This is a genomic window from Micromonospora sp. DT231 (assembly GCF_049847025.1).
Lineage (GTDB): Bacteria > Actinomycetota > Actinomycetes > Mycobacteriales > Micromonosporaceae > Micromonospora.
Genome location: NZ_JBNCNO010000022.1, coordinates 1 through 12995, shown reverse-complemented (window position 1 = coordinate 12995; position 12995 = coordinate 1). Strand labels below are relative to the sequence as shown.

Sequence of the window (12995 nt, the reverse complement as noted above, 5' to 3'; positions counted from 1 at the left end):
TTCTGCCAGATCGGCCGCCGATCACTCGCACCGGAGCCCCAGACGTGCCCATCGAACGCCACTACGTGACCGACATCACTCTGCCGTCGGGGTCCACGGCACCCGGCAGCCCGGGGGTGGCCAGCCGAGCCAGCAGCTCGCGGGCCGGGCCGGCAGGCACCAACCGCAGCGCCTCGCGCGCCCGTTGGGCATGCTCGGCCACCAGGCCGAGCAACCCGGCCACCCGAGGGTCGTCGTGGGTAGCCGCCCCAGGCTGTGCCGACCCACCCCACCGGGACGCCCCGACCAGGTCCCGAAGCTGCTCGCCGAGGGTATGGGCCGCGCCGATCTCGCGACCGTACGCGGCCAACGCGTCCACCACCGGAACCCGGGCGCCGCCGAGCCGACCGCCGAGCCGACACGGCAACTCGAAAGCGATGGCGGCCCGCCCGGCCAGGACGGCACCACCGGCGCCCCCGCCGGGCGACGGGTCGTCACGCAGTTCCAGAGCCCGACCCTCACAGGCCACCGTCAGTGCCTCGGCGAACTCGGCGACGACCGGGCCACCGCCCTGCGCGGCGAACTCGTACGCCCGGGCCAGCAGGAAGTCCGCGACCAGCACCGCGAACCGGTTGCCCCACGGCGTCGGCCGAGGCCCGGTCGACCGGGCCTCCTCCCGGGCGCTGTCCACCGCCAAGCCGGCGAGCAGACCCAGGTCCACCGCCGCGGCGAGGGCGTGCCGCAGCGGGTGTTCCCGGCCCCCGACCGCCGCGGCGACAAGCAGCAGCACCGCCGGACGCAGCGAGAGGGTCGACAGGTCCTCGTCCACCCCGGCGAGCCGGACGAACATCGGCCAGTCCTCCCGCACACAACCGGCCAGCAGTTCGCCCACCGCCAGCAGATCGCGCCGCAGGTCGCGGGCGAGTTCCGGAGTTGGCTGGGGCAGCGGGTCCAGCAGGACACCGGCCCGCGCCCCGTCCGGGAAGAGCGCCAGCCGGCGGCAGAGGGCGAAGAGCGGGCGGTCGTCGTCGAAGGTGGCGTCGAGCACCCGCCAGGCGAGCAGGTACCGGCGCACCGAGTACCGGCCGGTCTCGAAATAGCCGGACTGCCGGGCGGCCAACTGCCGGGCGTACGGAGCGGGATCCACAGGTCCCGCCCCGGCGCGACGAAGCGCCGTGTCGATCCGGTCCGCGGCGAGCAGGCCCGACTCCAGGGCGAAGCTGATGCCCTCACCGGTGAACGGGCTGACCAGACCCGCCGCGTCGCCGACCAGCAGCAACCCCGGCACACCGCACCGGGACGGGTCGAAGTCCAGCCGCAGCGGCGCCCCGGTCATCGGTCCGACCGGACGGGCCGCCCGGAACCGGTGGTCGGTCGTTGCCAGCTCGGCGACGAAACGCTCGTACAGCAACCGCACGTTCTCCCGGTGGGTCGGGTCGAAGAGGCCCACGCCGACGTTCGCCGTCCCGTCGCCGACCGGAAACACCCAGCCGTAGGAGGGCAGCACCCGCCGGTCCGTGACGTCCGCCAGCGGGAGGTGGATCTCCAGCAGCTCGTCGAGGCCGGCCACCTCGGTGAAGTAGCCCCGGGCGGCGAACCCGGTCCACTCCCGGTCCGGACTCCGCAACCCGGCCTGGTGAGCGAGCCGCGAGGAGGCCCCGTCCGCGGCGACCACAGCCGGGGTGCGCAGCGCGAACCGGCGGCCCTCGTACTCGACCTGCACACCGTGGACCCCGGCGGCACCGCCCAGCAGTCGGGTGGCGCGGGCTCCGGTCCAGAGCACCGCGCCAGCACGCACCGCCCGCCGGCACAGCACCGCGTCCAGCTCCAGCCGGGGCACCACCATGCCGTACCCGGTGCCGTCGGGCTCCTCGTAGTGGAAGTCGCGACTGCCTCGCCCACGCATCCGGATCCGCACCCCGCCCACCCGCTGGGCACCCGTCAGCTCGTCGAGCACCCCCATCTCGGCGAGCAGACGCACGGCGCTGCGGGTCAGGCCGTCGCCGCAGCACTTGTCGCGGGGGAACTCGCGCCTGTCGATCAGCAGAACCCGGCGGCCCAGGACCGCCAGCCGGTACGCCGCGGCCGCACCGCCCGGCCCGGCGCCCACCACCACCGCGTCGAAGCCGTCGAGCCGGTCCGGAACCAGCGTCGGGGCCGGCGTGACCACCTCAGCCCGCCCGACTGACGGCGAAGTCGGCGAGCCGGACCAGCGAGTCCCGGGCCGGGCCGGGCGGTAGCGAATCCAGCCGCCGGGCGGCCTGTGCGGCCCTGCTCCGGGCCTCGGCGAGGACCTCGTCCACCACGCCCGAGGCGACCACCAGCTCCGCCACCTCGGCCAGCTCGGCCGGGGTGGGCTCGCGTACCGCCAGGAGGTCGCGCACCCGGCCGGCCGCCGGTGTGTCGCGGGCCAGCAACCGCAGTACCGACATGGTGTAGACCCCTTCCCGGACGTCCGTCAGCGGCCGCTTGCCGAGAGCCGCGTAGCTGCCGCGCACGTCGAGCGCGTCGTCGGTGAGCTGGAAGGCGACTCCGAGGTCGTGGCCGTACCCGGCCAGCGCCTCGACGGTCGCCGGCGGCGCCCCGGCGAGCAGCGCGCCCAACCGGCAGGGCAACTCGAACAGGGTCGCCGTCTTGCCAGCGACGATCTCCAGGTGCTCGGCCTCGGTCAGGCCGGTGTAGAACGCGTTCTCCGTCTCGCGGAGCTGGCCCGTGCAGAGCGCGACAAGCGCGGCGGCCGCCTCCCGGCCGTACCGGTCGTCGAAGACGGCGAGCAGGGCGATGGCCCGGGCGACCAGGAAGGTCCCGGCGACCACGGCCGCCGGCTCGCCCCATTCGGCGTTGACGCTGGGGCCGTGCCGCCGGGTGACGGCCCGGTCCATCACGTCGTCGTGGTAGAGCGAGGCGAGGTGCAGCAACTCCAACGCCGCGGCGGCGTCGAGCAGGTGTGCCGGTCGGACGGTGCCGAATTCGGCCGCGACCAGCAGCAGCGCGGGACGGATCCGCTTGCCGCCTCGGCGTTGCAGTGCCGTCGCCATCGCCCACAGCACCGGGTCGGACGCGGCGACGGCCTCCCGCATCCGCCGGTCCAGGCCGGCCAGCGCCTCCCGGGCACGGGCGCTGGCCAGCCAGTCCGGGTCGGTGGCGTTGCTCACCGTCACCGCTTCCGCTTGGGCTTGGGCTTCGGCTTGGTGGGTTTCTCGGCAGCCGGCTGGGCGGCGTCACCGCCGCTCCCACCGCCACCGCAGCCACAGCCACCGTCGCCGCGCCGCCCACTGCCGGGAGCACACAGGGTGGGCACCCGCTCGACCAACTCCTGCGCCTTGTGCAGCAGCTGCTCGTCGTCGAGCATCCGCAGAATCTCCACCGGGGTACGACCGACAGCCTCGTTCGCCAGCGCCAGCACCTCCTCGGCGGCGGAGATCTCCTCGGCGGTCAACCGGTCCGCGAAGCGGCGCAGCGTCTTGCGGGCCTCGTCGAGGTGCTCGGTGGTGAGCGTCGCCTCGGAACGCTGCGGCTGGAGCAGTGCCGCACGGGCCGTCTCGGCGTAGGTGTCGTAGAGCTTCTGCAGGTGCCGCCGGTCGGCGTCGGAGAGCTTCGTCGCCCGGACCCGGGCCACCAGCCCGTCCTCGTTGGCGAAGTAGGTGTCGACAGCGAACCGGCCGACCCTGGTCTGCTGCAGGTAGCGCTGCCGGAACTCCTTCTCGACCGCCACGTCGAGGTCGACGTCCCGGTCCAGGACCCGGCGGGCGGTGCTGCTGGAGGCGCAACCGCAGGCGCTCTCGTTGCCACCCTCGCCGCCCAGGTAGACCACCGACCCGGAGTCGCCACCCTCGGACAGGTGGGCGGTGGCGATCTGGCCCTCGAAGGTGGCCACGCCGACGCCGGGACCGTAGTCGATGCTCGCGCTGACATCCAGCTCGGTCACCGTGGAGGTGGTGTACTCCGTGGTGCGGCCGACCTTCTCCACGTTGCTGCCGATGTCGACGCCGGCGATGGCGCCCGCGCCGCTCAGGAACGTCACGTCGAGTTGGCGCAGCACCTCGTCGATGGGGTTGATCAGGGTCCGGTTGCACGAGCCGGCGAAGAGCAGACCGATCGCCGGATGGTTGCCGTTGGCCACCGGGTAGATGTTGTCCTTGACCTGGTCGATCACGTCGTTGGGCTGGGAGACCTGGCCGATCGCGCAGTCCACCCGGTTGCCGGCCGGGTTGATCATCACGAACCGCTTGAGCGTGGCGATGGTGTCGGCCGGCGCGGTGCCACCGTCGTACGCGCCGGGCTGCACGATCGCGTCGCCGATCGCCCCGGCGTTGGAATTCGCCAGCACGTGGTTGTTGCTCAGGACGCAGAGCGAACCGTCGGTGTTGTCGGTGACCAGCGCGCCGAGCGTGCCGGCCGTGACGTCGATGTGCGCGATGCTCACCCCGTTGGGCGCCGGACGTTCCCGGGCGGTGAACTCCTGGGCGAAGAACGGGCCGGTCTCCACCACGTCGACCTCGACGAAGTCCGGTCCGAAGTAGACCCTCCGCGGCAGCAGCCGGGTGGTGGGGAGGAACTGCCTCGGCACCTTGCGCACCACGTACACGACCAGGGCCGGCTCGTCCGTGCGGCGCCCGCTGACCTCCCGCCGCCCGTAGGCGAGCCCGCTGACGTTCGGGTCGCCGAGCAACCCGGCAAGTGGTCCCTGCCGGGCCGCCCGAGCCAACGCACGGGCCTTGACGTAGCTGTCGTTCGGATTGGACATGGCCGCCTCCTGCCGGTGCAACAAGGTGATGGATCAGGTTCGGCGGGCCTCGAACGGCCCGGTGAGCACGAAGCGCAGCGCGACACCGTCGACGCGCTCGCTGGTGAGGGCCACCAACACGGGATCGGTGACGTAGACGGTGATGACGTACGGGCCGGACGGGTCGGGCCGGCCGATGCCGGTGCCGACGGCGGCGAACCGCCTGGTGAGGTCGGCCCGGTGCGCGGCCAGCACGGCACGGACGGCGTCGAGCGAGTCGGGTTCAGCCACAGCAGCCGCCACGAATCGGCGGGTCGGTCCGGCGCGTCGGACCGGTGGCACCGGGGTCGATCGGAACCGGGTGCGACGTGGGGTCGCCATGTTCGTCACCGGACCCGCTGTCGTCCGGCCCGCTGTCGTCCGGCCCGCTGTCGTCGGGCCCGCTGTCGTCGGCGTACTCGGCGCAGAGCCGGACCAGCAGCCCTTCCGCCGACCGACCGACGATCCGGACGGAGACGATGCCGGGACCGGTGAGAGTCACCGTCGCCAGGCCCGGTGGTGAGTTCGCCGGCACGTCGACGCGGTCGAGCTGCGTACCGTCGTCGTCGAACGCGGTCAGCTCGACCGGTTTGCCGCCCTGGTTGGCCAGGGTGACGACGACCCGGTCCGCCGGGTGGGGCAGTGCGACCCGGACGCCGGCGCCGAGTTGGAGGGCCGCGCCGCCGGTGGGCGGGCCGACCGCGACGACCACCCGGCCGGCGCCGTCCAGGGAACGGATGAGGAACTCGCCGTCCGGCCACTCCGCCGGGTACTGGGTACCGGGCTGACGGTCGGCGAAGTCGAGGCAGTCGCGCGGCCGTGGCGGCGGGGGCTCCGTGGGGCAGTACGGCTGCGCGGCCAACAGGTCCACGTCGTCGAACCACACCCGTCCGCCGTCCCTTCGGGGTTCGGCCCCGTCGGCAGCGGCCTCCAGGAAGACGGTCACCGCGACGGCCTGGGCGGCGACGCGTACCGTCAGCGGGCTCCACCGCTGGGCGCTCGTGCCGTCGCTCCAGACGACGGCGGCGGAGGTCGGATCGGTGCCGCCGGTGGGGTCGACGCCGAGCCGCGCGGTCGAGGGGTCGGCCTGGTCGAGGTCGTACCAGGCGGTGAGCTGGTAGGCCCAGCCGGGATTTGCCCCGATCTGCTGCCGGACGCCGACCCGCTGCCGTGGGCCGGGCACGAGCCCCTGGGAACGGCGGCCACCGTGCACCACGAAGTTGCTCGCGGCGTGCTGGCCGGTGCCGCCGGCCGCCGAGCCGGCCAGCACGTACGGCTCCCAGCCGTTGGCGACCTGTCCGGTGGTGCGCTGGGCGAACCCGTCCTCGAAGTGCCTGTTGACCACGTCGACGGCACGAACCACCAGCTCGTCGATCCCGGTCCCACCGTCGTCGTCGGTCACCGTGCACCGGGCCAGGAACGTGCCGCAGTCCGGGTAACGGTGGGACACCACGGCGGTCCCCCGGCCGGCCGGCGGCTCGTGCGTCTCGGTGACCACGGCCGGCAGCGGCGGGGTGCAGTCGCCGAAATCCCAGACGGCGGTGTGCGTGTCGCACCAACCGGGATCGGTGAACGCGGCGCTGAGGGTGAGGACCGTGCAGGGATAGGTGAACAGATCGGGGCCGGCGTCGACCACGGGCGGGACGTTGCGCACCGTCACGGTCCGGGTGTCGGTCGCCATCCCACCGTTCTGGTCCCGGACTCGCAGGGTCACCTCGTACACACCGTTGTCGCACCAGGCGTGCTGGACGGTGCTGGTGCCCTCGGCCCACGGCGGGGTGTTGGTCTCCACGACCGTGCCCGGCTCGGTGGGTTGGGCGTCGCCGAAGTTCCAGGTGGTCTCGTGGGTGTCGACGTACTCGACGTCGCTGAAACGGCCGACGAGGGTGACCATCTCACCCTCGTCGACGGTCAGGTCCGGGCCGGCGTCGACGGTGGGCGGCACGTTGGCGACGTACACCAACGCGAAGTGGCGGCTGGTGGCGCCGCCGGGCTGGTTGATCGTCAACGAGTGCGCCGCCAGGTAGGTGCCGCTGGCGGCGTAGACGTGGTTGACGTCCGCGGTGGCGGCCGGCAGCGCGCCGTCGCCGGTCAGCCAGGTGTAGCCGGCCGCGGCGCTGGTGTGCCCGGCGGCCAGCAGCAGGGCCGACTGGGCCGTCCCGGTGTACGGTCCGCTGCTGCGGGCGGCGAGCACCTCGGTGCTCTCACAGGGGCTGAGCACCTCCAGGTCACCGGCGAGGACGAGCCCGTCGGCGTTGATCACGACCGGGTCGAAGAAGACGGCCCTGACCCGCCCGATCCGGGCCAGCTCGGGCGGCCAGCCGGTGATGCCGCTGACCGCTCCGGTGATCGGGTCGACAAGGCGCGACCCGCCGATGTTGTTGACCACGGCCGTGATCACCGCGGCGACCACGATGATGATGATCCCGATCAGGATGCTCCCGGCGCCGAAGCTGATGATCGCCAGGATGATGGCGATGACCCAGAACAGGACCGACTCCTCGGGGTCGACGTCCGGGTCGCCGATCAGGTGGTTGTCCATCCGCTGGACGCCGTCGGAGTTGAGATCGCCGTTCGGGGTCCAGTGCAGGCCCACGTCGGCCCGGAAGCTGGCGTCGACGTCGATGCTGCCGAGGATCGCGTCGATGACCGTCAACTCCCCGGTCATCCGGATCGACCCGTCGCGGAGTTCGACGTCCAACTCCCGGACGTCCGCCTTGTCGTCGCCCTGGTCGACGCGGCGCGGCAGGTCGCTGTCCGCCCAACCGTTGCTGACCCGGGCGGAGTCGATGTTCTGCTGCACGATCGTCCCGTCGAGCAGGATGGCGAAGTCCCGCCCGGCCGGTACGACGTTCGTCACCGCCCCGATGTCGGCGCCCTCGCCGGCGTTGATCGCGATCACCAGGAGGTCGGCGAAGACCCGGCTGGCGACGTTGTCGGCCTCGAACACATCGCCACCGACCTCCGGCGTCCACAGGGCGAGGAAGCCCCGCCCGGTCAGGTCGTCGAAGAGCAGGTCACCGATGGCCGTCTCGATCTGCGCCACCGTGGGCACCACGATGCTCTGTGACCCGAAGCCGTGCACAAGCGTTGCCCCCTGCTGGTTGAGCTGGGCCTGCAGCGCGTTGTCGAGGAAACCGAAGAGGGTGGCGTTGTTGGTGGTGAAGTGGGTGCCCTCGATGCCGGGCGCCGGGCTGATCGGCCCCGCCGCCACTGTCGCGGTGTCGAAGCGCAACGTGTACGCGCCCGGTGGGGTCTCCAACGGCACGGTGATGGCGAGCCGGGTTTCCACAGCCATCGGGTCGGCCAGCGAGGGCGCCGCGCCACTGCCCACGATGTGGAACATCCGCAGGTAGATCGGCATGCTGATGAGGACGTGCGTCGGATCGGGCCGACTGACGTCGATCCGGTGGGCGGGGTCGGCCTGGTCGTCGTAGATCTCCAGGTGGGTGTCGAGGGTGTAACTGCCGACGCCGAGGCCCAGCACCACCCCGGTGTCGTCCTGCTCGTGCGGGATCGCCGGGATACCGGGATGCAGCACGCCCCCGAGGCCACCGTTCTCGTAGGCGAAGTGGATGTATTCGCCGAGGATCTGAACGAGCTTCGGGGCGAGAGGGTCGCCGCTGGTCAGGGTGGCGGTGACCGCGCTGCGGGGCAGGCCGTCGAAGCGCAGCCCCACGTTCTTCGAGTCGGGCAGCACCCCGATCGGCACGGCGGCGTGCGCGATGGCGGTGAGATCCAGCAGTTGCGCGGACGGCACCGGCGGGTCGGCGACGGTCACCTGGATGACCAGGCCGAAGGTGAGTTCACAGCCGTCGATGTCGGGTCGTGGGGTGGCGTCGAGTTGGTCGCGGGGGATCTCCACCTGGCCGCCGGCCGTGGTGAAACCGCCGATCCCGAGGCCGGCCGGGACCGGCAGGAATTGCGGGATGCGTCCCTCGTCGGTGCTCGTGTCGCCGCACTCGGCGGACTTCCAGGCGCCCTGCAGCGCCTTGCGGAGAACGGGCGAAGTCGCCTCGACGACGACCTCGAAGCCATGGGTGTCGGCCATTGGTCCCCCTTCGGGGCCGGTGTGGTGGAGGCCGGAGAGTGTGGACGGCCGGATGCCGGGCCGGACGTCAGGAGTTGCCTGGGCCCCGTCGCCGCGATGGGCAGCCCGTTTGGTCAGCGGGGGTGGGTGTCGGGTGCCGGGTCCGGCGACTGGAGCCGGCCACTCACGGCCGTCAACGGCGTGGTCACCGCACCGCTGAGAATCGCGGCGAAGGCGCGCGGGGGCGCGAACCTCGGCCGGCGGGCGGAAATCCGCCGGTACTCCAGCAGCGGGCCCAGCACCGGGTGCCGGTCCCGGAGCGGTTCCAGCGGGTCGGCACCGGCGCCGCCGGGCTGCCAGCGCGGCGGGTCGGTGTCCGGTTCATCGCCGTCGGAGCACGGGAGCACGCCCAGGTCGGTCAGGAGCCGGCGGACCGCAGGGCCGTCGTCGGGGTCGACCTGGCGATCGACAAGCCGGGCGATCGTCGTACGCAGGTCGGCGAGTTTGTCGGCGGCCGTGGGTCCCAGCCGGATGCGGTCACCGATGCCGGTACGGGTGTCGGGGTTGAACTGGTAGCCGAGGTGCTCGACGGCCAGCAGCGGATTCGTGGCTGCCGCGATCGCGACGGCGGGGTCGGCATTCAGCCGGGCGAGGATCACGCCGGCGCGAGCCTGGAGGTCGGAGAAGGTGTTGATCTGGTCGGCCATCGGGCCTCCCACCACTGGTGGTGTCGTTGCCTGAACCCTAGGCCGCCACACCGCTCCCACCACACTCTATGTCCGCAGGATGACACAGAGTAATCGACGCAGGTCAGCGGACTGGTGGACGGTCCCAGCCGTCCGGCAGCACCGCCGGTACGTCCCATTCCGCGGGCGGGGTGAAGTCGCACCAGGTGCCGTCGAACGGGAACTCACCGGCCTCGGCGATCGCGATCACCCGCTCCCCCTCGGCGCGGACCGCCTTCTCGTCGGTCACCCAGTAGTCGGCGCCGAAGGCGAGCCGCTCGACGAACTCGTCCTCGTCCTTCCAGTCCCAGCCGAGGTCCGGGCGCACCACCACGTCGAGATCCTGGTCCACCACGTCGACACCGGCCACCGGGCCGTCGTCCCAGCGGACACCGGGCTCCTCCAGGTTGACGTACCAGTGGGTGAACCGGCCCTGCGCGTCGCGGAACCACCAGACGGAGTGCGCCGCCCCGGTGGGCAGGAACTTCAGCAGCGGTGGCCCGTTCCAGCGCCCGTGCGCCATCCGGTAGTCCGAGGCGACCCACTGGGCGAACGGCACCGCGCGCATGGTGAGCCCGGCCTCGGTCACCTCGTGGGCCACCGGCGAGTCCCGGGCGATCCACACCAGCAGACCGCGCTCGTCGTCGCTGACCACGCGGCCCGGCCGGACCCAGCCGAGCCGGCCGTGCCGCACGTTGCGATGCAGGATCAGCCGACCCGGCTGGAACCGGCCGACGAGCACCTCAGTAGGCGCGGGCGAGGATGGCGACCAGGTCGGGCTCGTCCTCCGAGTCCGGCACCGAGCCGTCGGCGCGCAGCAGGCACCGCACCGTGACGCCCTGCCCGTTCGCCTCGGCCTCGCCGGCCACGCCGACCGCCGACCACGGCACCCGGGCCCAGCCGGCCGCGGCGGCCTCGATCGCCTCGGCCAGGGTCGCCACCTCCACCGTGCGCGACTCGCGGTTGGCCAGAGCCTGGTCGTGCAGCACCTGCTGGTCGGTCTCCAGCGCGGCCAGCACCGCGGCGACCACGTCCGCCACCGGCGTCGGGGTCTTCGACCCGTCGGTCCGGCGCACCACGGTCGCGTTGCCGACGGCCAGATCACGCGGGCCGACCTCGACGCGTACCGGATAACCACGCAGCTCGGCGTCGACGGCCCGGCGGCCGAACGGGGTGTCGGTGCGGTCGTCGAGCGCCACCCGGACACCGGCGTCGCGCAGGCCGTCGCGCAGCTTGGCCGCCGCCTCGCCCACACCGTCGCCGTCCTTGACGACCATGACGTACGCCTGGATCGGCGCCAGCCTCGGCGGCACGCGCAGACCGTTGTCGTCGCCGTGCGCCATGATCAGGCCGCCGAGCATCCGGGTCGACGTGCCCCAGGAGGTGGTCCAGGCGTGCTCCCGGCCGCCCTCCTTCGAGGAGTAGCTGATGTCGAACGCCTTGGCGAAGTTCTGGCCCAGCTCGTGGCTGGTGCCCAGCTGGAGGGCCTTGCCGTCACCCATCATGCCTTCGCAGGTGTACGTGGCCGTCGCGCCGGCGAACCGCTCCCGCGTCGTCTTCAGGCCCACCACGACCGGGATGCCGATCACGTTGACCATCAGGTCCTCGTACGCCTCGTGCAGGATCCGCCGCGCGTACGCCCGGGCGTCCTCGCGGGTGGCGTGCGCGGTGTGCCCCTCCTGCCAGAGGAACTCGCTGGTACGCAGGAAGATCCGCGGGCGCAGCTCCCACCGGACCACGTTCGCCCACTGGTTGAGCAGCAGGGGCAGGTCCCGGTACGAGTCGATCCACTTGGCCATGAACTCGCCGATCACCGTCTCGCTGGTGGGACGTACCACCACCGGCTCGGCGAGGGGCTTGCCGCCACCGTGCGTGACGACCGCCAGCTCCGGCGAGAAGCCCTCGACGTGCTGGGCCTCCCGCTTGAGGTAGCTCTCCGGGATGAAGAGCGGGAAGTACGCGTTCTCCGCACCCGCCGCCTTGATCCGGGCGTCCATCTCGGCCTGCATACGCTCCCAGATGGCGTAGCCGGCCGGTCGGATGACCATGGTGCCGCGAACCGGGCCGTTGTCGGCCAGCTTCGCCTTGGCGATCAGGTCCTGGTACCAGCGGGGGAAATCCTCCGCACGGGGAGTGAGCACGCGTGCCATGACCGCACATCCTATGCGCCGCTCGTCAGGGCAGTGCGCTCGGGCGCGGCATCGTCCGCATCTGCCGTCACGACCTTGCTCAATCCGCCCCGCGGAGCCGAGATCGAGGCGCACCGAGCCGACCTACACTTCGACCAGAATGATTGAGCAGAGGGACCCCACCCCGGTACGGACCGGCATCGTCGACGCCGCCCGCGCGCTCACCGTCGCGACCGGATGGGACGGCGTCCGGATGGGTACCGTCGCCGACGCCGCCGGGGTGAGCCGGCAGACCGTGTACAACGAGTTCGGCAGCAAGGCAGGGCTGGCCGAGGCGCTCGCCCGCGCCGAGGTGGACCGCTTCGTCGGCGCCGTCCGGACCGCCCTGCTCGCCCACGACACCGACGTACGGGCCGGCGCGTACGCGGCCATCGCGCACACCCTCACCACGGCGGCGGAAAACCCCCTGGTCAAGGCCATCCTGACAAGCGCCCGAGGCGGCTCGGACGAGCTACTGCCGTACCTCACCACCCGGGCCGAGATGGTGCTCACCGCGGCGTCCGGCGCGCTTGTCGACTGGGCCGGCGACCACCTGCCCGGAGCGGACCGGGCCGCGCTGGCCTTCGCCGCCGACACCATCGTCCGCCTGGTGGTCAGTCACATCGTGCTCCCCCGCGAACCGATCGAGCAGACCGCCACGGCTCTCGCCGACCTCGCCGTAACCCTCTTCAGCGCCGCCGCCCGCCCAGCCCCCTGACCCCGCGCACCCGCCCACCGACCGATGCGCGCCCGCCCGCCCGCGTGCCCGTGCCCCGCACCGTGGGCGCACGCCCGTGCCCCGCACCGTGGGCGCACGCCCGTGCCGCGCCCGCACGTCCGCGCCCCGCACCGTGGGCGCACGCCCGTGCCCCGCACCGTGGGCGCACGCCCGTGCCCCGCACCGTGGGCGCACGCCCGTGCCGCGCCCGCACGTCCGTGCCGGCCCTGTTGGCGCACGCCCGTGCCGGCCCCGTTGACGCCCGCACGCCCCGTGCCCGCACGCCCCGTGCCCGCACGCCCCCGCGCCCGCACGTCCCTGCCGGCCCCGTGCCCGCACGCTGGTGCGCCCGTGCGCCCGCCCCGTGGGCAAACGCCCGCCGGGCGCCCGCATTACCTCCCGCACCCCGCACCCCGCACCCCGCACCCCGCACCAAGATCCGAGCAACATCAGGGATGTTGCTGCCTGCTGCGCGCCTGAGGCAGCAACATCCCTGATGTTGCGGCGGGATCTTCGTCTTTGAGTGTGCCAGGGGCGGGCTCAACCGGTGGTTGCAACACCGAGGAGCTGGGTCATCTTCTCACCTGGGGTGGCCCAGCCCAGGGTCATG

Annotated in this window: 9 protein-coding genes; 1 reads left to right on the top strand and 8 read right to left on the bottom strand. The window is 72.8% G+C overall.

The window, feature by feature from the left end:
- Positions 1 to 61: 61 nt before the first annotated feature.
- From ACPXBU_RS33920 to proS, 8 genes are all read right to left on the bottom strand, one after another.
- The gene (locus ACPXBU_RS33920; RefSeq protein ID WP_425761285.1) at positions 62 to 2149 is read right to left on the bottom strand and encodes a geranylgeranyl reductase family protein; all 2088 of its coding nucleotides are present in this window, start codon (positions 2147 to 2149) and stop codon (positions 62 to 64) included.
- Position 2150: 1 nt separating this feature from the next.
- The gene (locus ACPXBU_RS33915; protein WP_425761284.1) at positions 2151 to 3140 is read right to left on the bottom strand and encodes a polyprenyl synthetase family protein; all 990 of its coding nucleotides are present in this window, start codon (positions 3138 to 3140) and stop codon (positions 2151 to 2153) included.
- A complete protein-coding gene (locus tag ACPXBU_RS33910) occupies positions 3137 to 4726 on the bottom strand; it encodes a hypothetical protein (RefSeq protein WP_425761283.1) in 1590 nt (529 codons plus the stop codon). The genes ACPXBU_RS33915 and ACPXBU_RS33910 overlap by 4 nt, the downstream gene beginning before the upstream one ends.
- Positions 4727 to 4759: 33 nt before the next feature.
- On the bottom strand, positions 4760 to 4996 hold the full coding sequence (locus ACPXBU_RS33905; protein WP_393139936.1) for a hypothetical protein: 237 nt from the start codon (positions 4994 to 4996) through the stop codon (positions 4760 to 4762).
- Entirely contained in the window at positions 4989 to 8795 is a 3807-nt protein-coding gene (locus tag ACPXBU_RS33900; RefSeq protein ID WP_425761282.1) for a PKD domain-containing protein, read from the bottom strand. Before ACPXBU_RS33900 ends, ACPXBU_RS33905 begins: the two co-directional genes overlap by 8 nt.
- Positions 8796 to 8908: 113 nt before the next feature.
- Positions 8909 to 9481 carry a hypothetical protein gene (locus tag ACPXBU_RS33895; RefSeq protein ID WP_425761281.1) on the bottom strand — a complete coding sequence of 191 codons (573 nt, stop codon included), beginning with the start codon at positions 9479 to 9481 and terminating at the stop codon, positions 8909 to 8911.
- Between the two features lie 103 nt (positions 9482 to 9584).
- On the bottom strand, positions 9585 to 10241 hold the full coding sequence (locus ACPXBU_RS33890) for a DUF402 domain-containing protein (RefSeq protein ID WP_425761280.1): 657 nt from the start codon (positions 10239 to 10241) through the stop codon (positions 9585 to 9587).
- A 1-nt stretch (position 10242) separates the two neighbouring features.
- Positions 10243 to 11649: a proline--tRNA ligase gene (proS, locus tag ACPXBU_RS33885; RefSeq protein WP_393372937.1), complete on the bottom strand. Its 1407-nt coding sequence runs from the start codon at positions 11647 to 11649 to the stop codon at positions 10243 to 10245.
- A gap of 139 nt (positions 11650 to 11788) precedes the next feature.
- Here proS and ACPXBU_RS33880 point away from each other — a divergent pair, with 139 nt between their 5' ends.
- On the top strand, positions 11789 to 12385 hold the full coding sequence (locus tag ACPXBU_RS33880; protein WP_425761279.1) for a TetR family transcriptional regulator: 597 nt from the start codon (positions 11789 to 11791) through the stop codon (positions 12383 to 12385).
- The last annotated feature ends 610 nt before the right edge of the window (positions 12386 to 12995 follow it).